The organism is Pseudomonas sp. GNP014 (assembly GCF_054344005.1).
This window is the reverse complement of sequence record NZ_JBTGUS010000019.1, coordinates 15,423-38,113: the sequence shown is the minus strand read 5'-3', so window position 1 is coordinate 38,113 and position 22,691 is coordinate 15,423. Positions and strand designations below refer to the sequence as shown.

Annotated in this window: 19 protein-coding genes, 7 pseudogenes and 1 riboswitch; of the genes and pseudogenes, 8 read left to right on the top strand and 18 right to left on the bottom strand. The window is 61.7% G+C overall.

Features of this window, described 5'->3' with window-relative positions:
- A pseudogene (locus tag ACXX9E_RS29835) lies at positions 1-306 on the bottom strand (hypothetical protein); the annotation flags it as partial.
- Between the two features lie 545 nt (positions 307-851).
- Positions 852-998: a hypothetical protein gene (locus ACXX9E_RS29830; protein ID WP_458556792.1), complete on the bottom strand. Its 147-nt coding sequence runs from the start codon at positions 996-998 to the stop codon at positions 852-854.
- Positions 999-1,003: 5 nt separating this feature from the next.
- Here ACXX9E_RS29830 and ACXX9E_RS29825 point away from each other — a divergent pair, with 5 nt between their 5' ends.
- Positions 1,004-1,258: a hypothetical protein gene (locus tag ACXX9E_RS29825; RefSeq protein ID WP_458556791.1), complete on the top strand. Its 255-nt coding sequence runs from the start codon at positions 1,004-1,006 to the stop codon at positions 1,256-1,258.
- 497 nt (positions 1,259-1,755) lie between these two features.
- On the opposite strand, the gene ACXX9E_RS29820 is transcribed toward ACXX9E_RS29825, so the two are convergent.
- Positions 1,756-1,884 carry a hypothetical protein gene (locus ACXX9E_RS29820; RefSeq protein ID WP_458556790.1) on the bottom strand — a complete coding sequence of 43 codons (129 nt, stop codon included), beginning with the start codon at positions 1,882-1,884 and terminating at the stop codon, positions 1,756-1,758.
- 884 nt (positions 1,885-2,768) lie between these two features.
- A pseudogene (locus ACXX9E_RS29815) lies at positions 2,769-3,315 on the bottom strand (cob(I)yrinic acid a,c-diamide adenosyltransferase); the annotation flags it as partial.
- A 113-nt stretch (positions 3,316-3,428) separates the two neighbouring features.
- Positions 3,429-3,651: riboswitch (cobalamin riboswitch) on the bottom strand.
- A 198-nt stretch (positions 3,652-3,849) separates the two neighbouring features.
- Between ACXX9E_RS29815 and ACXX9E_RS29810 the strand changes: the two are divergent.
- On the top strand, positions 3,850-4,095 hold the full coding sequence (locus ACXX9E_RS29810) for a hypothetical protein (protein WP_458556789.1): 246 nt from the start codon (positions 3,850-3,852) through the stop codon (positions 4,093-4,095).
- Between the two features lie 697 nt (positions 4,096-4,792).
- The gene (locus tag ACXX9E_RS29805; RefSeq protein ID WP_458556788.1) at positions 4,793-4,951 is read left to right on the top strand and encodes a hypothetical protein; all 159 of its coding nucleotides are present in this window, start codon (positions 4,793-4,795) and stop codon (positions 4,949-4,951) included.
- A 1,624-nt stretch (positions 4,952-6,575) separates the two neighbouring features.
- Here ACXX9E_RS29805 and ACXX9E_RS29800 read toward each other — a convergent pair.
- From ACXX9E_RS29800 to ACXX9E_RS29780, 5 genes and pseudogenes are all read right to left on the bottom strand, one after another.
- Positions 6,576-6,746, bottom strand: a pseudogene (locus tag ACXX9E_RS29800) (peptidase P60); the annotation flags it as partial.
- A 1,535-nt stretch (positions 6,747-8,281) separates the two neighbouring features.
- Complete coding sequence (locus ACXX9E_RS29795) at positions 8,282-8,404, bottom strand: hypothetical protein (protein ID WP_458556787.1); 123 nt, start codon at positions 8,402-8,404, stop codon at positions 8,282-8,284.
- A gap of 400 nt (positions 8,405-8,804) precedes the next feature.
- A complete protein-coding gene (locus ACXX9E_RS29790) occupies positions 8,805-9,272 on the bottom strand; it encodes a hypothetical protein (protein ID WP_458556786.1) in 468 nt (155 codons plus the stop codon).
- Between the two features lie 50 nt (positions 9,273-9,322).
- Entirely contained in the window at positions 9,323-9,688 is a 366-nt protein-coding gene (locus tag ACXX9E_RS29785; protein ID WP_458556785.1) for a hypothetical protein, read from the bottom strand.
- Positions 9,689-9,769: 81 nt separating this feature from the next.
- A complete protein-coding gene (locus ACXX9E_RS29780) occupies positions 9,770-9,937 on the bottom strand; it encodes a hypothetical protein (RefSeq protein ID WP_458556784.1) in 168 nt (55 codons plus the stop codon).
- Between the two features lie 764 nt (positions 9,938-10,701).
- Between ACXX9E_RS29780 and ACXX9E_RS29775 the strand changes: the two are divergent.
- Positions 10,702-11,685, top strand: a pseudogene (locus tag ACXX9E_RS29775) (AIR synthase-related protein); the annotation flags it as partial.
- Positions 11,686-11,990: 305 nt separating this feature from the next.
- Here ACXX9E_RS29775 and ACXX9E_RS29770 read toward each other — a convergent pair.
- Positions 11,991-12,464, bottom strand: a complete 474-nt coding sequence (locus ACXX9E_RS29770; protein ID WP_458556783.1) for a hypothetical protein — start codon at positions 12,462-12,464, stop codon at positions 11,991-11,993.
- On the opposite strand from ACXX9E_RS29770, the pseudogene ACXX9E_RS29765 reads away from it, so the two are divergent.
- A pseudogene (locus tag ACXX9E_RS29765) lies at positions 12,396-13,087 on the top strand (DUF3108 domain-containing protein). The gene ACXX9E_RS29770 and the pseudogene ACXX9E_RS29765 overlap by 69 nt on opposite strands.
- A 725-nt stretch (positions 13,088-13,812) precedes the next feature.
- Here the strand turns inward: ACXX9E_RS29765 and ACXX9E_RS29760 are convergent.
- Positions 13,813-14,382 carry a hypothetical protein gene (locus ACXX9E_RS29760; RefSeq protein ID WP_458556782.1) on the bottom strand — a complete coding sequence of 190 codons (570 nt, stop codon included), beginning with the start codon at positions 14,380-14,382 and terminating at the stop codon, positions 13,813-13,815.
- 174 nt (positions 14,383-14,556) lie between these two features.
- Between ACXX9E_RS29760 and ACXX9E_RS29755 the strand changes: the two genes are divergently transcribed.
- The 3 genes from ACXX9E_RS29755 (at position 14,557) to ACXX9E_RS29745 (ending at position 15,748) form a co-directional block, all read left to right on the top strand.
- The gene (locus ACXX9E_RS29755) at positions 14,557-14,685 is read left to right on the top strand and encodes a hypothetical protein (protein WP_458556781.1); all 129 of its coding nucleotides are present in this window, start codon (positions 14,557-14,559) and stop codon (positions 14,683-14,685) included.
- A 28-nt stretch (positions 14,686-14,713) separates the two neighbouring features.
- On the top strand, positions 14,714-14,998 hold the full coding sequence (locus ACXX9E_RS29750) for a hypothetical protein (RefSeq protein ID WP_458556780.1): 285 nt from the start codon (positions 14,714-14,716) through the stop codon (positions 14,996-14,998).
- A 549-nt stretch (positions 14,999-15,547) separates the two neighbouring features.
- On the top strand, positions 15,548-15,748 hold the full coding sequence (locus ACXX9E_RS29745) for a hypothetical protein (RefSeq protein ID WP_458556779.1): 201 nt from the start codon (positions 15,548-15,550) through the stop codon (positions 15,746-15,748).
- A gap of 1,015 nt (positions 15,749-16,763) precedes the next feature.
- Here the strand turns inward: ACXX9E_RS29745 and ACXX9E_RS29740 are convergent.
- From ACXX9E_RS29740 to ACXX9E_RS29710, 7 genes and pseudogenes are all read right to left on the bottom strand, one after another.
- Positions 16,764-17,249 (bottom strand): hypothetical protein, encoded by a 486-nt coding sequence (locus ACXX9E_RS29740; protein WP_458556778.1) that lies wholly within the window; start codon positions 17,247-17,249, stop codon positions 16,764-16,766.
- Between the two features lie 376 nt (positions 17,250-17,625).
- Positions 17,626-17,925 carry a hypothetical protein gene (locus ACXX9E_RS29735; protein ID WP_458556777.1) on the bottom strand — a complete coding sequence of 100 codons (300 nt, stop codon included), beginning with the start codon at positions 17,923-17,925 and terminating at the stop codon, positions 17,626-17,628.
- Positions 17,926-18,252: 327 nt separating this feature from the next.
- On the bottom strand, positions 18,253-18,459 hold the full coding sequence (locus tag ACXX9E_RS29730) for a hypothetical protein (RefSeq protein ID WP_458556776.1): 207 nt from the start codon (positions 18,457-18,459) through the stop codon (positions 18,253-18,255).
- Positions 18,460-18,503: 44 nt separating this feature from the next.
- On the bottom strand, positions 18,504-18,959 hold the full coding sequence (locus ACXX9E_RS29725; RefSeq protein WP_458556775.1) for a hypothetical protein: 456 nt from the start codon (positions 18,957-18,959) through the stop codon (positions 18,504-18,506).
- Positions 18,960-18,997: 38 nt separating this feature from the next.
- A complete protein-coding gene (locus ACXX9E_RS29720) occupies positions 18,998-19,471 on the bottom strand; it encodes a hypothetical protein (protein ID WP_458556774.1) in 474 nt (157 codons plus the stop codon).
- Between the two features lie 1,058 nt (positions 19,472-20,529).
- Positions 20,530-20,906: pseudogene (locus ACXX9E_RS29715) on the bottom strand (hypothetical protein); the annotation flags it as partial.
- Positions 20,907-21,850: 944 nt separating this feature from the next.
- A pseudogene (locus ACXX9E_RS29710) lies at positions 21,851-22,551 on the bottom strand (DUF599 family protein); the annotation flags it as partial.
- Positions 22,552-22,691: the final 140 nt, after the last annotated feature.

Below are 22,691 nucleotides of genomic sequence, written 5' to 3'. Positions count from 1 at the left end.
AATTGCAGCCACGATCAATGGAATCATCATCAGCAGGCACACCTTCGCCAGTTGTCGACGCTCGTGCAGTTCGCCGTGGTTCAGTCGCAGGCCGCCCAGCTCCACGCCCAGCGCGCCAGCGCCGCACGGCCGTGACCGGGCCAGCGTCGGCTGTCCACTGGGCGCACTGGCTACGCCACACTTCCAGGCCAAGTCGGTATCCCCGGCGCAGCGCGTACGGTCAACGCCACCAGACGCGCGGGATGTAACTTGAGACGTCGTCGAGTTCGCCACCGCCCAACCCGCACGCTCGAAGCGTCGTTTCATGGCCCGCGTCGCGTCGAGGGCGCTCTTGCTGAACGATAAACAGCGCCCAGCGCACGGCGACGATCAACGAACAGCGCGGCGAACACACATCGCTGCCATTTTCCAGCGCCCCGATTCGGTCGCAGCGCGAGCCGCGCAGTTGCTCCAGTTGCCGCAGGTCTGGCGGCTTGGCCGGATCGCCGACGCGCTTGCGCGCCTCTTCCCAGTCGTCGCTGCGCGGCTTTCGCTACGGCTCGACATGTTCGCCAGAGCTGCGCATGCCGAGGGCGCCGTACGGCGCCGAAGTCTTCGACGGCCGCGCGCACCAGGAAACGCGTGGCGAGCAGCATAGCGGGGCACGGCGATTGGCCGGCGCGGTCGCCCCGTGGCTCCGCCGCCGCCGCCCGCCCCGCATTGAAACATTGCTCGATGCGCCCGGCGGAATTTGCCGAACGCCGCCGGCGGTGCCAGCGTTCAGTTCGCCCAGCGGCGCATCCAGCGCCACGGCGGCGACACTCAACAACGCCACGCTCATTGACTCACTCCCGGTTGGAACGGCGAGTTCGTCAGCGACGCGCCTGCGCCACCCCTTCGAGGACCAGCGTCGGTACCAGATGATGTCCCTGACCGCCAGACGCGACACCGCCCAGCGGCTGGCCCCCAGCCAGCAGATCCCAGCGGATCGGCCAGGCCTGCGGTACGAACAGCGACACCAGCCATGCCCAGGCCCTTCAGCACAAGCAGCAGCCACAGGTTCTGGATCACGGACGACGAGGCCATCCATCCCGGCGATGTGCAGCAACCGGAGGTCGCGATCTGGTCCATCAGCGCCTGTATCGCCTCGGCGCAGTACGTTGATGCCTTCGACCTGAGCTTCATGAAGACTTCATCGCTGCGCTTGGCCAGGGCTTCGGCAGGTGCGGTACGTTTCTTCCACGTTTGCTCGATCTGCCCCACGCAAGGTGGTCACTGATGCGGTCGAGCGCCACGGCTCGTCGGACCGACGCTCGGCGCCCTGATGGGCGACCTCCAATCGTTCGGCGCAACAGCTCCAGTACGACCGTGCCACCAGTAAAGTGGCGCCGTGTCGCAGCGTTCGGCGATCGCTCGATCAGCGCTTCACGCTCGCCTTCGTTGAGATGCATTCAGTTCATGGCCTCTTCAGCGGCTCAGCTCCACGTGAACAGTTGCTTACGAACGCGGTCCCTGTCGAACAGCTTCGCGAAGGCGGCGTCACGATCAGCGCCGAACGGATGCGGCGGTCGCGCAGCAGGTCGAACAGAAGGAAGTAGAAGTGCACGTCGAAGCCGTCATCCCGCCTCGCGATAGAGCACTCGGCCCGCGTCCCGCCGTTCGGCTCAGCCACCGGCGATCGGTGTCGCGTCGTCGTCGAGCGATGATGATAGGTGTCGCCGCGCGACGAACCTTCCGGCCAGTTCCACCGCTTGCAGCACCAGTCCCGCCGGAGCATTACGTCACCACGTCGCCGCGCAGCAGCCAGCAGTTCGGCACGGCGGCCTTCGACATCGTCGGATCAGCAGGATCGGCATGCCGCCGCATTTCGGCGAGCAACGGCTGACCGCATGGTGCGCGGATCACATCAGCGTGCCATCTTCAACGACCTCATCTGGTGCCGGTTCCAGGTAACCACAGCGGTGCGGCTGTCGGCCTCGGCAATTGCGTGGCCGGGTGCGGCGAGACTTTGAACTCAGGCGCCCATCGCCGCAACAGGTGTCGAGGCTGGCGCCGTAGGATGGCGGACCAGCTTCGTCGGCGACGGCGATGCGCACGCCTTCGAGCAATGGTTCGGCGGTGATCGCTCAGCGCCAGCAATTCCCACGGCAGATGACAGCGCTACCTCGCAACTGCTGGCCAAATGCTTCGCACACATCAGAACACGGTCCAGGTCATTGGTCGCTGGCCTGCACCAGGTCAAGGTGCCGGCTCGGCAACTCGGTCCCGTTTCGCGGGAAAGCACGCCGTACCAGCGCCAGGCCTTCGGTAGAGGCTGCCTTCGAGCAATTGCACATAACGCAGGAGTTGCGACACCAGTTCGGCCAGCACGCAGCAACAGTAGATACAGTTGATACTTGGCCAGGCCCAGCGCAGCGCGCCGAAGGTCTGCGCCGTTGCGCAGTTTCGTCGATCACGCCAAGTACAACGATGCCGCGCGGTCGGCGCTTGATGGCGTGCCGTTGGATAAGTTTAGTCGCACCTTCGATCAGATCAATCGGCCTCGGCAAGGCTTCCACAGCGGAAGCGCAACTGTCCCTCTCGCCCGACCATCCACATGTCCAGTTGATCACCGGCGCACCATGACACACTGAGAATCATGGGATCAAGAAGTCCCAGGCCGCACTTGAAGACGCGCGCCTTGCGCCTGGTACGATGCAGAACGCGCGGCGCAGCAGTGACGGTTGGTCTTTGCCTGACCCGGAGCCGCGCAGCGATCGACGCCGCCGGGCAGTGACATGGCTCGTTCGAAGTTCGACGCCTTTCTGCGCTTTGATGCCGCCCTCGAAGGCATGTTTGACATGCCCATTTCGGTGACGTGTCACCCATGATCATTTGCTCACCACTGGCTCGGCGAGGTGACCACATGCTGCGTTCTGGCGGACACGCCCTGCAGTTCGCTCAGTACCCGATCGAGGTCGAGGTTGGCCGTGCTTGAGGGCGATGTTCGATTCATCCGCCGCGCCACCAGGCCGATCAACGGATCGCGCAACGGCTGGCGAACCTTCCAGCACCGCTTCGGCGGCACGATATCACGCTGACGATAGGTTTCCATGAAGACCCTCGCCCGTGCGCGTGAAAGCCCGCCACTTGCTCAGGAAGCGGCGAAAAACATCTTCGCAGTACTATTTCGCCCTGATGAACTGCGCCACGCCGCACTGCATGCCATCGCCCATCAGCAGCATGCCGAACGCCGAACTGCTTTTGCCTTGCCGTTTGCCGGTCAGCAGGCCGGCGCCCAGACCGCGCTTCATCAGGCGCCGAGCGATCAGCTCGTCGATCACAGCTTCGCTGCATGCGCGCCAGATGACGTTCATCACCTCAGGGAATTCGTGGTGGGGGAGCTTCCCGTTCAGGCTGAATACGGCGCAGGCGCGGATGACGGCGAAAGGCCTGGCATCGCCACGTCGATGCGCTCGATGGATCAGGCCGGTCTCCGGGCTCATGAGCAGCGATGCGCCTCGCTCACGCCTTCCCGCTCTGTGGAGGCAGTGGCTCAGAGGCGCAGCTTGCTCATTGCCGTTCCGGGGCAGCACGGGATTATGATGAGCTCTTCGCACGAAGACAGATTCACCGGCTTCCCTGTTGGCTCTGTGGACGGGGTCACAAGCACCTGGAACGACCACGAAGGGTTAAAAGATTGGGGTGGAGCATACAATTAAAGGGGACATGGATCGAATGACTGATGATGGATCTCTGACACCAATATGTGCACACTGATACAAGTGGTATCGAAGAGCCATGCTTTCCCCGGAAAAGCCATCGCCGACGATCGATGATGACAATCCAGAGGCATGATCATCAGCGACCCGCGCCCTGGAATCCTGGCCCGTGCTTGAACACTCGTTCGACTGTCTCGACCGTTCCGACGCCATCACGGACAGCGAGCACGCCTTACTCGAGCGTGACGGAGACACCGATCTTCGAGTTGCTCAGCGAGCAGCCTTCGATAGCGACATCATTTTGCTGGCCGCACCCCCAGCCGGCGAACGGCAGCAGGATCGCAGCGCCAACACCGTCGCCGATCTGTTTATAGCGGGACTAACGGTCGCCTTCATCACTGCCACGCGGCGCTGACCACGGGTCGACAACCTCGACCTGGTCGCCCAGGCCCTGCAGGACATTGCCAGCGACGCCAGACGCATCGGCTTCGCCGTGATCTGCGCGGCTTCGGCTCCCTGTTCGTCGCCCCGCAGAAGGCCGGCGCCGGCGCCAGCCCCTGAAGAGTGCAGGAGGCATGGTCGACGATCTACAACGCAGAACCTTCACCTCGCGTCGCCTCGTACTTGCCAGCGCCTACCGGAAGCTGCGCAGCGAAGCCAGCGAGTTCTGGCCCAGGGCGTCGCCGTGCTGTTCAAGGGCCCATGACTACCTCCAGTTGAACCATCGAGCGCGTCAGCTCCTCTATGATTCAGAATGCGTTCATCAGGAGGTCGGTAATCACGAGACCCGACTCGCTTTCGTCATCGCCCTGGCCGGAGGGCTCACCGCCCTGCGGTGAATCCTGTCACCTGCGAGTCTTCCGACGGCACCGGCCCCATCACCGGAACTACCCCGACCGAACAAGCCCTGATCCCGACAGTGAACATCGCTCCGGCGGTCAGCTGGCCCGCCGGCGGCAAACAGTCCCGCTGCAGGCCGGCGCCCAGTGGCCGCGTTGCCGAAGGCCTCGATGATCCCGCGCTGGCTTTACGTGCCCAGATGGTGACGTGCTGGTCGCCGAAGCCGACGCCGGCCGAAGCCGGACGACAGCGGCGGCGTCGTTGGCTGGGTCATGAAGAAGGTCATGGGCAAGGCCGGTGCCGGCATTGCCGAGCCGAACCAGCGTGTCACCCTGCTGCGCAATGCCGATCACGACGGCGTAGCGGAGACCCGCACAGTATTCCAGAAGAACCTGATTCGCCGTTCGGCGCATGACACTGATGGGCGATGAGCCTGTATGCGCGACACGATCGCCTGCTGCGCTCCGCTACGAAGTACCGGCGCGACCAAGATCGACGCCGGCCCGATCAAGGTCGCCGATCTTCCAGGCGGCACGCTGAATCACCGCTGGACCAAAGACGTCATCGCCGCGAGGCACAGCGAGCTGTACATCACCATCGGCTCGAACAGCAACGTCGGCGAGAACGGTCTGGATCGGCGGCGCAGCGGTGGAGTCGATCGCGCCACTGGCCGTCGCGGATCTTCGCCTCGGGCATCCGCAGCCCCAACGGCCTGGCCTCGAGACCCACGCCAGCAGGCGCACTGCGACGGCGGTGACAGCGTGCGCCGAAGTGGGTCGCGACCTGGCGTGCGAGCATCACTTCGGTCAAGGGCATTCGTTGCTATGGCTCGCCATTCAGCTGTTGCAGGGCGGCGTGTCGATGGCGCGTGAAACCGCCGGAAGCCTTGATCGTGGCCGGGCCGTCGCCCCCGACTATGCCGGTCCACCCCGCGCGCGCCCGCCTTCGCTGGGTCTGACGTTCACCAGGCGATCGCCTGCCGCGCAGCCAGAGGAGAGCACATTCATGGGCAACACGTCATGGACTCACAAGCCGCACAGTGGCTGTCGAGTGATTTTTGTCCCGTTCAGCGCAGGCAGACAACAGAACCTCAGGTGATGTCTGACCAGAGCTCCTCGACGAGGTCAGAATACGCTCAGGTTCGCCCGGTGGGCGTCGTGATCGACCAGCGGGACCTGCTCGTGGCTCGATGATCGGCGACGAATCTGGCGACTCGTTCGCCAAATCATTGCCTGAACCAAAGCGGCTGAGTGGCCTGCTCAGCGATGACAGCGTCATCTTCGACGTCGCTGTTGATTGACTGCTATCGCCGCCAGCTCTCCTGCATTGGATTGTGAGTCATTGAACTCACAGGTACGCGCCAGGTGCTCCAGTTGCAACACGCTGGCGCTCAGATACGCTTTTCTGCCGATACGCCTTCGACCAGCTGTCCAGCTTCACCGTACCACGGTTGCCGCATGCACGAAGCGCCCTCCGACGTGGATGCACATGGTTCACCTGGGAACACCATGGTCGGCGGAGGTAGGGTCACCGTATAACCTGCTGCCGAACGTCGGCGCTCATCACGATCATCTCTCGCGTGGAACGCGGCTTGATGCCGCCGCATCACGGTCAACGAAGCCGGTCGGACCACTGCAATCGGTACCGTGGTCTGCGGCCGCGATCACGTGGATTCCAGCCCAGGGCGCCGAACGGCGCGTCTTCACGGCGAGGTGGCTGGGAGGAGTCCCGAACACTGCACACGCACCACAGGCGCGGGCGATGATCTGCGACTGGCGCACGCCCTGACCGCGCTACGCCAGAAGGAGATTGAGAGCAAGGCAGGCCAACATGGTGGTCGAGCGAACATCCTGATCTGGCTGCGCTTTCTGCCAATGGACCAAAAACAAAAGTACCGCCTAGACACGCAGGCGGTTGCTGCCATGATATGATACAGATTCTGGCCTATGCAACAAACTTCGATTGAGACTTCACTCACCTTGTGAGTCTCAGTCTCTCGGCTGGCGCGTTGGTCGCCACGGACGTGGCGGCGACGGAGCTGCTCGGCGTGGACCACGTCGGAGCCATCGCCGGCGCGCTTGGCTTCGATGAAGTTGCTTTCCCTCCTGTCGCCCAGGCTGTCGATGCGAACACCACCACTGCAACGACTGCTGGAGTGGATCAACTCGTTGTCACCCAGTCGATCCCGGCGTGACTGGCACGACCGCGACGACCGTTGATGGCGAAGGACGGCAGTGGCCGGCTCAAGGTTGCTCGCGGAACCAGCGGGCATGCACGTTGATCATTCATCGACCACGGCGGGTTCATCCGGCTTCTTCGCCAAACAGATGGCCAAATAAAAACCACTCCGATGGGAGCCGCTTAGGAGAGTGCACCAGAAACAGTAACGGTACCGAATAGGGACGTCCCACATTTCGATGCTGTCGGCCGACCAGCAGCTCATACAGCTTCTTGAAGTTCAACAGCTCTTTCAGTGTTCCAGCTCTTCCTCGTAAATGCGGCGAAGACTCGGCAAGTGGCAGATTTCCAGGTTCTGAGGCTCTTCTGAACTGGAGAATGACAGCGCAACTGGAACGACGTGAGTTTTGGGTAGAAAGGCACAAGAGGTGCAAACAATTTAGCATGGCACACGACCAGTCGCTGATCGTTGTAAAAAAGCGACTATCCGCTTCATGACCTCATTTGCAGATTCGATCGACCTTTTGTGACCTTCTCGGTTTCTCATTTACATCTAAGCGCTTCAGCCCGTGAACCGATACACAGCCTGCCAACCGTGCAGGAAAGCAGATTTTCTAGCGCCTGAATATGGCGGAACCACTGCGAGCCGCAGGTTTCAGCGGTTTTGGCTCACCCCCGGTTTCTTCAAAGGATGACATCAGCTCGTCGGCCTGCCAAAGACCTGATCAAGTTGTTCGGGGCCATCAAGGCGGTGCCGCTGATGCTGCGGATCCCGCGCGTCAAAATGAAGTGGCCGACCTCATCGGTCAGGTGCAGCACGACGGGATCGCGCGATTCCGCGCACGCAATTTGTCTTCATCGGAAGGACGCATCGAAGTCGAACACCGGGTTGAGCACGATTTCAGTCCGCCAGTTTGACCAGGCGACTCACGCGGCGGAGTCGACGCGGCGATCAGCAGGCGCCGATCCACTGTCACGCAGACGATTGAACCAATGGAGCATCACCTCTTCCAGGTCGCCTTGCCGGCGATCACCTGCGGATCGTCCAGGCGAACCAGTCGTACTGCTCCAGGTATGTCGAGGATTTCAACACCACGATCATCGAGTTCGGGCCCATGGCAGCCGCCGCAGGCTCAGCCGTCTGCTGGAGACGCAGGCAGGCCGCCTGCGAGACGGTGCCGTTTCGCCCCTACGCCGTGTTTGCCAGCGGTTGGAGTCAGGCTTTTCTATCTGCAGGGCGCATCAGCTTCGGCGTCGCGCTCGACGTGGCCGGTGCAGCGGCATTGGCGCCTGGGTAGTAGGTGATGATGACGTCGTAGCGCAGCGCACGCCTGTGGGCGGCTGAATGGTTTCATGCTCGTTGAAGACAGTTCTCGCAGAACCGTTCATGGCCTCTGTGTAAAGTTTGCAAAGTTTGCCGTGAACTAAGGCGCGCGATACAACATCCAAGCGAAGTCGAAGGTTTGCATTAACACACGCTTTATGACAGATTCTTTGGCGCCGGGCCTGCGGACACAGCAACCCGGCGCTTCGGCCGGGTTCGCCTCTCTCTACAGCTCTGGCTCCGTCACGCCCACTATCGATCAGAATCCTGCAGTCGTGCCGCATGGCGCACCCAGCGCCATGATCACCGCCGCGACCAGCGGCGCCAGCGGCACGCCGGTGAAGCCAGAACAGTTCGGCCGCAGCAAGATGGCAAAGATCACCGCGACCGGGGTCAGACCAATGCGATCGCCGACCAGTCACGGCGTCAGCACCCATACCCTCGAGTTGACCGACCGTGACACGACGATCCCGATCATCGGATGCAGTTCGGCCCGCGGTCGACGACCCGGCAATTCAGCGCCACACCGATCCCGATCACGAGACCATGTACGGCACGATCGCCGCAGCCCCGCACGATCAAGCCGATCAACAGGACCAGTTCCAGGCCGACGATCGTCGACCGCGGCATTGATCACGCCCAGCGCCAGCGTTTGCAGCGGTACCACGCGGTTGGCCAGCGCCTACATGGCGTTCACCGGCCGGCAAGCGATGGTCTCCTCGCGGTCGCGCAACAGGCTGCGGATCTTGGCCGTCGTCGCGTAGATCGCGACAGGTAGAAGCTTAGCGACGGAGATCAGCACCAGATTCGCCCAGCCAGACCGATGAGCACCAGCTCGAAGCCGTGGCCTGACTCAGCGCCACACCGACAATGTCGTCGTTGCCATGTGCTCGCTGATCGCCGCCTTGACCTTGTCGAACTTCCAGAGCCGTCTGACGGCCCAGCTCAACTGCGCCCACGGCGACACCATGTTGCAGCCCATCGAGCGTCAGCGCCGGTTCATACGGAACGCCGAGCAACTGTTGGCGGCATGGGCACCGACGCCAGCGGCGGGTCTGGATCAGCGTGAACAGCGGACCAGCGGTTCGCCAGGTCCCACGACAGGCCGGCCGCTCAAGACGATCCACACGGATCGAACAGATGGCCAGCGGCAAGGCCACCAGAACGGCATGAGGATCGGATGCCGCGACCAGAACAAACGCGCGAGCAGGAGCTGCCACCGACCAGGACCAACGCCGCGAATCGGCCATGTACCGCTCCTGTTGTTCTTATCAAAGACCCAGCAAAACCACCCCGACGATCAGCACCAGCAGGTGCAAAAAGCCGCCGCGACAACCGGCGCTGCACCGGCGGCCATCAGGTTGTGGCGCCGCACCCGGCTGCCGCGCTTCAGCGGCAACCCTGCCGACTTCGCCATGAGCAATTGCGCGCGCGACTGATCAGCGCACTGCCGTCGCCGTACGCGGATCCGATCACCCTTCGACACTGCAGACGCACGCCGAACGGCTCGAGTAACCGCAGCGACGTCACGTAGCGCTCCAGATTCATCCCTGGCCTCCAGGTTCTGTTCGGCGAGCGCCAGCTTGGCGGCGGACCGCCGTGCCAGACGCTCGGCCACCGCCAGCGTCGCCGCGTCGGCCACCGCCGCCTGGTCGGCGCCCTGCACGCTCCGGCCTCTTTCTGATCCCCGGCCCGCAGTCCGTCGCCTGCACTGCCACCTCTTCACGCGCGTGCGCCCGCCACAGCGTCAGCGCTGTAACGTTGCGAAGCGCCGCGCGGTGAGTGCGGTCGGTGCCTTCCAGCGCGGGTGCGGATGACCGCGTTGCTGGCTGCGGATCCAGCCACGGCGAACGGCTACGAGATGATCCGCGATGCTCGGCGGCGTGCGCAACAGGCGCGGCTCCGGCCTGACCATCTACCGCCTTGAGCCTCGACGGAATCGATTCGCCCGCAGCTGCGGATCAAGGAACAACTGGCGCCACGGAGCGACCAGCACGGCGCAGCGCCTGCTCGGTGGTGGCCCGGATCGAGATCGACTTCAGCGCCTTCAGCGAGTACCAGCATCGAAACCGAACTGACTGATGATCTCCGGATAGTTGCGAATAGCGGCCGGACCCCGATTTGCACGCTCGATGTCGCGGTCAGCGCAGGCGCGACATCTGCCAGCGCGGCTTTCATCAGCACGATCACGTTCTTCAGCGCCTGACCGTGGACGGCTTCACGCACCTGATCAGGCCTTTGAGGTTTTCGGCATGACTTCGCCCAGGCTCGTTCAACGACGCCCGCGACGACGATTAAGAAGAGGCGCCGTGGAAGATTCCCGTGGACAGGAGCAGGCTGGAACAGCCACATAAAACTCAGGTTCACAAGGCTCTGACAATCTACCATCAGAAACGTCACACGGCGGCAACCGGTTTGCAGCAGGTGGTAACGGATGGAACGGTAATTGAGCCACCTTCTCCCAGCACCGCACGCCTCAATTGCAAAAATTTCCGCTGATATAGCTCTGCCCCATCAGTGCGGATCGCCGCTGCCCCTCAGAGCCTGATAGAATCGCGCGCCTTCGCAGACCGGCGACAGCCGGGCGCCCGAACTTCGCATAAGAGCAATAGCCCTGTCGGATCAGCGTCCCGCTGAACTCGGTCGTTCCCCTCGATCCCCTCCCTAAAGGCCTGGATCATGAGCAAGCAACCCTCCCTGGCTAAAGACCTACAGTGTGAGCATTGGACACCGGTGAAGGCATTGATCAAAACGCATCAAGAGCATCGCCGAGCGCACTGCACGCCGAAGTGATCGGCGGCCTCGGCGACTCAGCGCCCTCTGCGAAATGCCGCCCACTAAGCGTGTGTGCTGGTTTCCGGCGCTGGTGGTGGACCGCCAAGCTGGTCTCGCGCTGAACCTGGACCAGGCCAGCAGCATCGGCGCCGTCGACCTGGTCGCCATGTGCGTAGACGGTCCGTCGTGTGCGGCACTGAGCCACTGTTCTTCCTCGACTACTACGCCACCGGCGAAGCTGAATGTCGACACCCGCTGCCAGGTTCCTGACGGCATCAGCGCCACTCGAACTGTCCGTTGCTCGCTGGTCGGCGGCGAAACCGCTGAAATGCCGGCATCTACGAGAAGGCGAAACTCGACCTCGGCCCGCTTCTGCATCAGCGTCGTGGAGAAGTAGGAAGTCGTCGACGGCTCGAAAGTCGCCACCAGTCACCCTGATCGCCCTGCCGTCGTTAAGCCACACTCCGACGCTCTCGCTGATCCGCCAGGTCGTTGAGGTCTTCCAGCACCAACATCGAGAACATCCAGCTCGACGGCAACTCACTGACCGACCTGCTGATGGCCCCGACCGCATCTACGTGAAGCCGCTGTTCAGGAGCTGATCGAAGAGCACCGGCGCGGTACAAAGCCATGGCCACATCACCGGTGGCGGCCTCTCGACAACGTGCGCGCGTTATTGCCGAAGGCGCTGCGGCCGTGGTCGACGTAGCAGCTTCGACTCGCCCTGCCGTGTTCGACTGGCTGCAAGAGAAGGCGACGTCGACGAGACCGAGATGCACCACGCTGCTGAACTTCGGCGTTGAGGACATCATCTCCATCTCATGGCTCCGGAGCACGTTGAAGTCGCCCTGGACACCTCGTGACACAGCGGACGCTGGGTCATCGGCCAGATCGCCATCAGCCGCCGAAGGCGCCGGCTCAGGTTCAGCTTGAAGACCTTCAAGGCTCGCTGATGCCCAAGACCTGTGATGCTTTCTGGTGCTCTTGTTCCGCACCAGCAGTAGCTTTCCGCTCTGATCGACGGCACGCGGCCGCGGACGCCCAGTTCCGCATCGGCTTGCATGATTTCCAACGCCCAACGCCTGCGCTACAACATGCCCAGCGGCGCGGGTCTCGCCGCCGCTCGCTCGGTGGGCAGAGGTTTGCGAAGGTCACAAGGCCTTTACGATGCTGCCCTGATCAAACTGATCGATTCAACCCCAAACTTCGTGGTTCTTGTCCGGTGTCGTGCGCATTTCTGCAGCACCGTTCATCACCACTACCAGGTCAGCCTGCTGGTCCTCCACCCTCGTTGTTGCCGAATACAAGGTTACACACTCATGAGCGGGGCGCTTGAGGCAGGCGACAGCGACATCGGCTGCCGTGCATTTCGTCACCGAGAACTGATCGACCAGCTGGTGACCAGCAGATGATCCCGGTGAGACTGCACCGACACGCCGCACAGTATCGCGCAGCAGGTCCACGTTCAGGAACACCTGATCTACCCGAGATCGCCGTACGCTGGTTCCGAGGCCGGCTGGCCGCTCGGTGGACACGGTGCTTTTCTCGATGGCCGCTACTTCGGCCACGGCCGCTTCGATTTCGACGCCTCGGAGTGTCTGCGTCGCGCCCTGCTCTTCGCTTGCGCTCTGCTCGCCCTGCCCTTCGCGCAGGCTGCGGACCTTCAACCATTCTACCGCCGCTTACGCCGCCGACTCGAAGCAGTTGCCATGAGGCGCACCGCCAGAGCGCCACCTGACCAGAAGCAGCGCACCTGGAAACTCAGCTCCAAGGCCGCGATGATGATCGCGGCCTGGCTGAAGAAGGTCCTGACGCTGGACAAGGGACAGCCGCTGCTGCCGCAGTTCCTCCACTTCGAGCGCGGCGGCCTGGGCGAACGAAGAGGCCGATCTGGAACTCGACTCGACCAACGACTCGTGCACCGGCGCCGACGACATAGTGACGCGGTGAAGGTGCCGTTGGACATTGGCATGGTCGACAGTCCACCTATGGACTCGCGCTGCCGCACCATGCGCCCAGCCAGCAGACCATGAGCTGTCGAGTCGTCGATGACGGTAAAGTCGATTCCTATGACTTCCGCGTGCTTCGGTTGGGAAACAGAGACAAGCCAGCCAGATCGATCGGATCAAGGTCGAGCACGTGGATCCGACACAAGCAGCGTCACCGTCCTCTGGTTCGCCAAGGATTCGAGTACCTGCTGGTTCATCTGCGACAGTTGAAACCGACGGCAAGGAGTACAACATCATGCTCCAGCCACACAGTGACGAGCAAGGCTGTCAAAGGCAACTGATCCACCCGCTCACAAAAGAAGCCCCGCGAAAATGAGCCTTTTCACCTGTCGTTTCCGTCCGCTTTTGTGCCGCCTTGCCCCTCACAGCCCTCTCCCGAGGAAAAGACTGACCCAATGTCTGACGCTATGTATCAACCTGGAAGAATCAGTCGATTATGGATTGGCCCGGCGGTTTTCGGTCAACGAGATGCCGGAGGCAGGTCGCACGGTCGGTCCCTCTTCCTGCGGGAGAGGATTCAGTAAGAGCTTGGAAGGCGACTTCGAACCGAAGTTCGCCACCATGCTGTTCCAGAATCCCTTCACCGTCCACGGCGTCTGGTCGCCGGCGCATCATTCACCCCGCCGAACGTCTGCATCGCCGGTCAATATTCATCAGTACGATCCACCCTTCCCCCACGCCACCACTGCCTGCTTCCTCCGAAGCACTGGCTCTCACAGATTCGCTCATTGATAAGGTTGATCCCAAGGCAATCTCTTCGAGTGCAGCCCAACGACTGGCTGACTGAGGCGTCGAACGCGCGCGCACGTCTTTGCTCGTTCGAATTGACCCACCGATCGGATCCTACGATTCCACGATCATCTCTTCGATCTGCTGCATTAACTGCTGCGTTCGATGGGCCAACACCGCACCTTCGTCGGCCACTACCGCGGTCCGCGTACGGCATCACCGCCCGCGCCGCTTCGATCGGCGGGCGTTCAATCGCAGCGTCTGAGCGATTGAACGATCACATCCAGCGCTTTGCTGATCCCATGAACCTTCTGCGCCAGATCTTCGACCTGCGACGCGTGTTCGTCACATTCTTTCGGCCGATTCGTTCGATCGACGAAACGGTTCCCTGGCTTTGTTCAGCGGACCATCTTGGCGCTGCTGATGGCTCGCGACACCTCGGAGAGTCGCCGCCGCATTGCTCGCACCTCTTCCACGGCGTCGTCTGATTCACCGCCGTCGCAGCCTGTTCAATCTTGCAGGCTCTGCTGATGCAGGCCGCAGGCGTCGCATCTTCGTGGCGCGGCTCGAGCTCTCCCAGCGCCGACGCCAGTTGACTGGAGCGGCTGGGAGTGTTGGAGATGATGACAAGATTGTGTTGCATGCTTTTCAGAGCGCGTGCAGCAGGCGCCGCTCGTACCTTTCCCCCCAGAGATGCTGATGTCGCCGGTCGAATCGTCGCCGCCGCCGCTTCGGCGACGCCCTGGGACTCGCCGAGCAGCGGCGCGATGCTTGGGTCGGCGGCAGCACCAGTCCGATGATCAGCGCCATGAACACAATGACCGACCACGACCGCGATGATCGACACCAGTCGCGCCGCCTGGATCGACTTGGCGTTCTGCTTTGTTCAGCTCGACCGGTCTTCGTAGCCGCCGTCATCGAGCCAAGGGACTCGTCGCGGTTCGATGGCGGCGAGCCCTCCGCGCGTTGCGCGGCGGCTGCATGACCTTGGCCTGCAACTCCCAGGTCTTGCTCGCAGACCTTGAAGCAGTCGGAACAGCTGCGCTACCTCGGCGGCACCGATCAGCACGTGGTGGCGCTGCTCGGCCTCGCTGAGTACCCGCGGATCGTCGAGCACGACGTTGCGGAAAAGCGTTGCGGATCGCGATGACCTCCTGGCATCGTCGCCCGCAGCGCCTATGTCTGGTTTCATCTCAGCCACTGCCATGACGCTCGGCGGCCATTGTTATCGACTTCATCGATGCGCCGCATGTTCGACATTTGCAGCAGAAGCCGAGGCGAACGCCATTCGAACCACCAAGCCGAACCCGGCCCGGCGCGCGGCGATGCTGAACAATATCGTTGCGCTCGTTCCTTCCAGAAGCCTGCATCGACCCTGCGGCTCGTTGCTTTGGAAGGTATGGGCCAGCAAATTTGGTGCAACGGGAAGAGGTGATCAAAAAGGCCTGATACTCAAACATTGAGCATAACATTTTCAGCGAGATTTACGACTTGGCCGCTGTTCGGCGATATAGCCCGGAGGATTATGCAGCGACTACGGCGACGTCTTCGGGCAGGGCATAGAGAAGAGGCGTGAAACTGTGCATCTCTCAGCAAGTTGTTGAATCGTACAACAACGTGCGGACCGACATGAAGACACTTCCGGATTATTCTCCTAGGCCAGCTTCATCCGCACATAGTATGCCCTGCTCATCCAGCAGTACGGCGTGAGCATGCTCCACACGACAATGACGAACAGATCGGATCGCCTTCGAGCAACGTCGGCTGACAGTGGGCAGAAATTCAGTGCGTCTCGTACCATCGATTTTTAGCGGCTTCGTCCCCACATACAGCCAGATCGGCGTATGCAGATGATCACGTTCGTTTCCTTCAGGTACAGCAGATTCTCTCACGCTTTGGAGGTGATCTTCAGATGCAGCATCACCGGCGGATCGTTTTTCCGCCAGGTGATGATCTTCGTCATCGCCTCATCGTTGGCGCGCGCATCTCACGAATAGCACCATGAGATCGTCGTGACGCGTGACACCTGGCCGATGCCCTGCCGCCACCGGATAGGATCAGCATGCGCTCAATACGCAGCAGAGTTTCTTGTCGTTCAATTGAACCCCGAGATCATTGAAGCGGCGCTGCTCCGGGGCGAGTTTTTGCACCGCATCGGCGATGATCACATCGTGGCGCTGTTCCCGATGGCGTCAGCATCATCACCGGCGTAGTGGCGCGGGCACTTCAGCTCGTAGTCCGCTTCTTCGCGACCGGAGTACCAGAAATCATCACGTGCTCGACGAGTTGTCCTTCGTCGCTGTTCAGCAGTTTCGCCGTACCACGTCTACCTCGAAAAATGCCACGTGGTGCAGTTGCGCATCACTGTCGGTGTAATCCACGGCACCTGGCGGCGCCGGCGAATACCAGCGAGCAGGACCAACGAAACGGAGGACAAGGACCAGTTGATCTCCGGCAGTTCGTCGTCGGCCTCAACCCCGGCGGCGACAAGGTTCGTCCTGCAGGAAAGTGGAACACGCCTCTGTCGGAATCCTCTGTCACTCCAAGGTCTTTGATGGAATGACTTCCTCTCCATGAGGTTCATGACCGTTCCGTCAATACCGTCTGGCCGAAGGTTTCCATTCACACCGTACAGATAGGACGACCGCGGATTGTTCAACGCGTGCCGAAGCTCTTGCGGTGGCGAAGGCTCAGCACCAAGCCGGCGCGGTTCTTTTTCGATGCCGCACTTTCAGTTGCCTGAGAGCCTTTGACCCTGAAGATGTACGCGAAGACATCCCGCTGACCGCATGGTGTCGAGGTCAACACGACGACAGCGAGCAGAAAGGCGGAATATGTGCTGCCACATGACACTCACCCCTACGAGGCATCCTCACCGATGCCAGCGCGTGAAGAGCTGCTGCGCGTCAGCGGATCGCTGCCGTATCCGCGGCTCGATGACCACCAGCGAATGACCCATCGAAACCCCCACGCCCACAACTCGACGGCCGGTCATCACCTCTTCCAGCGGCGGCCCTGTTCTCGCATCACCCCGCTCGGCCTGGAATCTCGCCATCGATCGCGACCTGATCATCCGCCCGCGCGCCGAAGACGTCGAAGGCCACCGATCTCGCCCGTTCATCAGCCAAAGTGCGCACATCAGGCCTTTCGTGTTTTTCGACCACATGCTCAACGGTTGTCCGACGGCAAAGGCATGAATATCCCGACAGCATCCGCACATTCGTTCTCTCAGACACTCACTATTTGTTTAAAGGCAGTTTCCGGCGCGAGGACAGCTAGACCGCAGGTGGTACAGGCGATGTCGGCTGAATAACCACCGGCAGTACAATGCGCACGTCGAGCGCACACCGGAAGACATCGGAACGAAGCTTCACAATCACTTTGCAGATGATTGGCCTCGCCAAGGAACGCGACAAGGTCCGGGCGTGCAGCCACTGTGCAGCAGCAACTGCCGTAGCGGTGGCCTTCGGCGTACAGATCCGCATGATTGCCCAGGTAGGGCTTGCCCTCGATCGCGGTGCCGGTGCTTGTTCCGCGCTGTTCGCCGAAGTGCAGATCCGGATCCGCGACCACGCTCCTGGTCCCACCAGCGCGGAACGCGGCGGTGTATGTGTTAAAGTGGCGATGCACCAGTTGAACGGTGAAGTGATCGAACACGCATGCGCTGATGATGCCGACAGGCGAAGATGGTCTGTTTGCAACGGCGATGTTCATGCGGTCATCTTCGGTGGCGCGGCGCTGGACGGCCGCAGCAGATCGAGTTGGAGACTGTCGCGATCCAGCGGCGATTGATGAAGACGGCGGCAGATCGGGCAAGCAGATGGCCGACGATCCCGGAGAAATCGAGCGGATCGAGTGCCGCGTTAACCTGACCCTCACGGCCCTTGCAGAGAGAAGGTCAGGTGGGCCGCGTTCCCGATGAGGGCTTCGCTCAGCCCTTGAACCTTCATCCAGCAGAATAGTGCATCGACTTGAACACGCGCTTGGCGACTCTGCGTTCGTACATCGTCTTGCCCGGCGCGTGGCATGCGGATCGGTGAACAGTGCACCGCACCGCCGTGGCTCACAACCCGATCCACGTTCGCTGCGTTCATCTCATCTTCGAATGCAGCAATTGCTCGCGGCCGACAGGGATCGGCTCAGCGCATGGCGCAGGCGCCCCGGCCCTTGATGTTCTTGGCGTCTGCGGGTTCGGCGATTCCGCCACGTCATGAACCAGCGCCACCGCCTCACCGGCACGCCCGTCGCGCCGATCCAGTGCGCAGCAACCGCGAAGCAGAAGCCGACACCGCCAGTTTCGAGGTATCAACCGCACCTCGCCCTGCTTTTGCCGGCTGAGCGCCGCCTGCATGCGCTTGCGCAGCAGTACGCGCTCGTGCCTCGACGGCATGATCAGCGCCTGCCTGGTCCGCGTTTTGCGGACGCAGCCTGACCGAGTACACGTCGGCAGTGGACGCCGCGTCAGCCCTTCGCCGCGACTGACTTTGACAATTTCTTCCGCGCCAGCGCTCGACGCCGTCGGTTGGCGCCGTGGGTAGGGCCGGGCGTGCACCTTGTGCTCAGCGTCGAACGCCAGACGACCTTCGAAGGGCTCGCCATCAAGCTGATCAGCGGAACGTAGGTGACTGGCTCCATTTCTCGACTACCTGGATGCCCGACGCCAGAATGAAGAAGACCCGCCGAAGCAGGTTTTCTTGACGTGGTTCGGCTGAACAGCTCAACCAGCGGCTGCGACGGTCACGTTGAGCGGCCGGTCTCGACTTCGCAGCCGCCAGAGCGGCCTGATCGAAGAGGATGTGGACAGGTCGCCGGAGCGCCCTGCGTTCTGCTCAGCCGTCAGTTTCTCGATGAGCAGTCGCTCAGGTTCATTCGAAGTCGAGCTTCGATCCAGCTTCTGGCCGCTGGCTTCGAGGGTCTGGCGCATCCAGGCCCAGGTCCTGTTCGCCGATGGCCGGATCGCTGGTCGGGTCAGACGATCAACGCGGACCTTGGCGACGATCGCCGCGCGGTTTCAGGCGCTCGACGACCTTCTTCGACTGGCGACTTCTTCTGCCGCCTTCTTGCCCTTCTTTCCGAGTCCAGGTTCCAGATCGAGATCACCCGCATTGCCACGTCGACGAAGGTCTTGCCGTCGATCAGCTCAGTAGCTCCATCGACCAGCTCGTCGATCAGATCGTCAGCGGCGAGCACTTCGATGCCTTTCTTTCGGAAGACTTCCAGGTCCGGCTGTTCTTGACCTGCGCATAGGTTCGCAGGTCGAGTAGTAGATCTTGTCCTCGACTTCCTTTCCTTGGCGCCGGCCGGGTTGGTGGCCGAACGCGACGATCTGCTCGCCGTCGTCGCCCATTGGTCGATCCGGAGCGCGGCGGAAGCCAGCGATTTTTTCCCTTGTTGGCGAAGATCTTCTCCGCGGCACTTCTTCATAACCTGACCGAAGTTCTTCCAGAGGCCCCTTGTCTTGCTCAGGCTTCATTCGCCGAATTTTGCAGCATGTGCGAGTACACTCGTAGCACGGTTTCATCAGGTCGATGATCGGTCTTCTGCAGGTTCCACGACACGTTCAGCGACAGGTCGTTGAATCGACCACCTTGATGAAGCACAGGTACAGCAGGCCAGAACAGTTCGGCCTGGTCCATGACGAACACACGCTGCACGTACAGCTGGGCTTCGACTAGTTCGCACTGGTACAGGTCGAACAGTGCACGCACGTACAGCAGCAGCTCTGTTCGGCTCCTCGACCTTGTTCTGGCTACCAGGCCAGCGGGTTTCGAAGTCATCAGGGCGATGTGTTGTAGAAGCTCCTGGTCTTCCTCGATTTCCTTCACCCTCGTGCGCGGACAGATCACGGCGCTGGCGCGGTTGACGTTCCATTCGTTCAGGCTCTTCTTCGCCTTCGGCGGCAGGCCGCTTTCTTCGAGCAGCTCGATCAGCAGCACCGATGTGATCGAGTACTTCTTGATGATGTTGCGCGACGCCAGCCATACAGCGAACCGTGTTGACCGGATTCAGGTGCAGACGATGCGGGTACCGCGCCTGTGGCTTGTCGAACAGTCGCGACTTCGAACTCGCCTCGCCTTTTCAACGACCCAGTGCACACCTCGCTGGCCGGTACCAGCGCAACGAGCATGTACACGTCAACTTTCAGCAACGATGAAGGCGGGTCGAACTCGACGCGAACTCGTCGATCAGTGCGAATCCTCTCTGATCGCAAGAAGATCTTCATGAAATAGGGGCGATTACCGATTTCAGCGATGGTACCAGGTGGTTGATCATCGTAGCAGACGTTCATGCGGATGCCGTTGTCTTCGAGCATAACGGTCTTCGCGTCCTTGTCGAAGCTCACACGGATTTTCAGTCAGTACGCCACCTTCGAGCAACTCCAGCTTGGCCAGCTCGAAGCGCGGCCTTGTCGACAGCGTCGAGGCGTCGATCAATTCCGAAGAGGAAGATTTCCTTGTTGGTGCGGCGGTGGATCGTGAGGTGCGGGCACTCTTCCTCGGTTGCTGGAGGCCCAGGTTTCCCTTTTCAGTTCCACACATCGTCGTCGAACTTCCGATCAGATGGCATTGGCCGCGCCGATCAGTCGCGCAGGTTGTTCCACTCATCGACAACGTTCGGTTTCGAGGCTCATCGATGAATGTCGGCGGTGGCAATGAGCTGGCTTCGGTATTCCAGGCGGTCACGGCGACGTTGGCGACACGTCGCCCTCAGCGGCGACCTGACACTCGCCCAGGTGTCGCCGAAGCTGCCGGCCCGCGGTGGTGAGGGAGAAGTGGATGATCTTCGTCCCGGTGCGCCAGTGAGAAGATCAACAGGATCAGCGGCAGCGGGTAATTGAACCAGCCGCAATCACCCGCATCGATCGCGGCAGATAAAGGTCTGCAATATTGTCCTTGTTCGCTGGCAGCTTCAACAGCGGCTCATGGCCGGACCGCGAGCGTTCGATGCCGATCGAGCCGCATCCAAGATCGCTTCAGTAACGATCATCATCACCTCAGCGTGAGCGGGCTTCCGACTGTTGTTCGGTCGTGGCTCGCTGCCCCTCTCCTTCTTTGCCGCCGAAGCCTTGAGCACCCCTGATGCCCTTGCCCATGCGCGTCAACGTGCCGAGCACGTGGGCAATCGGTGTGTCAGGATCGTCCTGATAGGCGAACCACCAGGCCGAGGTGCGCATCGTCGTAGACCGATCGCATCGACGAAGCCGGTGAGCATCCTTGTCCGGTTCGGCGTGCATGTGGTGGAGTTGCGCGGGTCGAGGTCGGGCAGACTTCGGACTCCGGCGGCACGCGCGACGTTGACATGCCGCACATGTCCATCGACGGTAATGGCGCCGCCATGAATCGCTCCGGTCTGTGGATTCCCGACGATTTGTCGCTGTCACCGCCAGGTAGCGTGAGCCTCGCTGGAGGCGCTGTAGCCTTCAACCTGGGCCTGACAGTCGCAAGGCGGAGGATCGTGTCGCGCGCTTCGAAGCAGGTTTCGGCAACCGATGCCCTCGCTGACCTTCCCGGGGGTGTTCGGACCAGCACGCGTTCCTCCAACGACTATGCTCTGAGGATGGACTTCGCCTACCGCGACCACTGGGTGCAGTGGTGCCCATCAACGCTGACCATGCGTACGACTCACTCCTGATGTGACAGCTCCCTCGGTCTCGCTGCTGGATGAAGATCCGGGGCGAGCTTCAGGGTGCGACCAACATCTGGACGGCTCGCAGCATGACAGCGGTGAGTGAAGCAGCGCAGCGGAAAAGGAGGACGCGAAGCTGCCGAAGCTTCAGGCTGATCGAGGATCGCTGCGGCGAAGCTGCCGAGCAGTCGTTCGACTTGATGCAGGAAGGAAGCCCGGCCGGTGCGGGTTTCTTTTTGCTGTGATTTCACGTCATCCGCGTTTGAGCGAACATTCTAAAAGTTCAGAACTAATCATAGATAACAGAGGCGGATGAGCCGAAGCCGCCGCGTCGCGGACTGCGCCGGGACGGTTTATCGAGCCCAGTACAACCAGATGAATCCGCGCCATGACGAAGGTGGTCGGCCAGGGCATCGATAGACCGTGCTACACGGTACCGTCGTGTGCGCCATCAGCACGCCGACGGCGAACAGGTGGAACGCTTCGATACTGTTGATCGGCCGCCAGTGCCGCGCGCCGTAACCGGTGACTGCGCCTGTTGCTGTAGCGCCGGCGGGTGAGTCTGTAACCGCCCTGCTCTTCATGGCCTTGCCGACCGGCGTGCGGCGATCGTCGACAGGCGCTGGATCGACGCGCGCCAGAACGGAGATACTCATCGAGCAGCCTGTTCCGTCGCTTCGGCAACAGCCCTCGGTCAGGGTATAGACCATCACCGTCGAGAACATCAATGAAGTCGCGACAATACGGAGAACTGCGAGCAGCACCGGCGCTCATCAACATGGACGGCCGGGCTGACGAGAAAACCCTGGCCGGCATGCTCATGCCGAAGATGCGTCGAGACGCAGCCAAGAGTTGAACTGGTTCGCCACCATCGAAGTAGCTCGCGCCGCCCGTAATCCAGACGCCTTGCGCTCCTGCTCGGACGCCTGACGCTCGCCGATCATCAGTGCCAACCCCCACCCAGGTACGGCGAAAGTTGTCCTGGCGCGTGCGCCACTGAACGTGAGGAGGCGTGGCGAGACCAGCGCCAGGCACGACGACTTTGATCTGCGACATGCCTTGAGAGAGGCTTGTTACCGCCGTCGATACCGCGCAGCAAGGACACCGCCCGCTCCAACGCGCCCAGCACGGTCGATGCCCAGCAGGATGATCAGGTGCTGGAGGCGAAGAGGACGAGGCGTTTCGCTGCCATTGCCGATCACGCTTGGCATCGGCGATCCGGTTGTCGCGTAGGCGACGTGGCGCATCCAGGTCTCGCGGTACAGGTGTAGTCGCTGGCCAGGCGCGCGGTCTCGCGGGCTTCCAGCTTGGCATAGCGGTGTGACCAGCCACAGTGACGAACCAAGGCGCGCGGCGAGCAGGTGGTACGGGTTCGCTCGATCAACGACATGCGATTGCCTGTGGAGTGAACACGGTGCCTGTAGCAGTGAGCCTGCTGGCGATAGCAGTTTGTAGCCAAACTTCATGAGTGACTGACACAGCGTGATCGCGAGCAGGTTGGCGCAACATTAATTTGGTGCAGTCTTCAAC

Bases quoted from the DNA above. Each gene is read 5' to 3' on its own strand.
- ACXX9E_RS29805 (WP_458556788.1), top strand. From the start codon at position 4,793: ATGAAGAAGGTCATGGGCAAGGCCGGTGCCGGCATTGCCGAGCCGAAC.
- ACXX9E_RS29825 (WP_458556791.1), top strand. From the start codon at position 1,004: ATGCCCAGGCCCTTCAGCACAAGCAGCAGCCACAGGTTCTGGATCACG.
- ACXX9E_RS29730 (WP_458556776.1), bottom strand. From the start codon at position 18,459: ATGCGCCAGACCCTCGAAGCCAGCGGCCAGAAGCTGGATCGAAGCTCG.
- ACXX9E_RS29790 (WP_458556786.1), bottom strand. From the start codon at position 9,272: ATGGCCGATTCGCGGCGTTGGTCCTGGTCGGTGGCAGCTCCTGCTCGC.
- ACXX9E_RS29735 (WP_458556777.1), bottom strand. From the start codon at position 17,925: ATGCCGTCGAGGCACGAGCGCGTACTGCTGCGCAAGCGCATGCAGGCG.
- ACXX9E_RS29740 (WP_458556778.1), bottom strand. From the start codon at position 17,249: ATGAACATCGCCGTTGCAAACAGACCATCTTCGCCTGTCGGCATCATC.
- ACXX9E_RS29725 (WP_458556775.1), bottom strand. From the start codon at position 18,959: ATGAAGAAGTGCCGCGGAGAAGATCTTCGCCAACAAGGGAAAAAATCG.
- ACXX9E_RS29750 (WP_458556780.1), top strand. From the start codon at position 14,714: ATGTCTGGTTTCATCTCAGCCACTGCCATGACGCTCGGCGGCCATTGT.
- ACXX9E_RS29780 (WP_458556784.1), bottom strand. From the start codon at position 9,937: ATGGTCAGGCCGGAGCCGCGCCTGTTGCGCACGCCGCCGAGCATCGCG.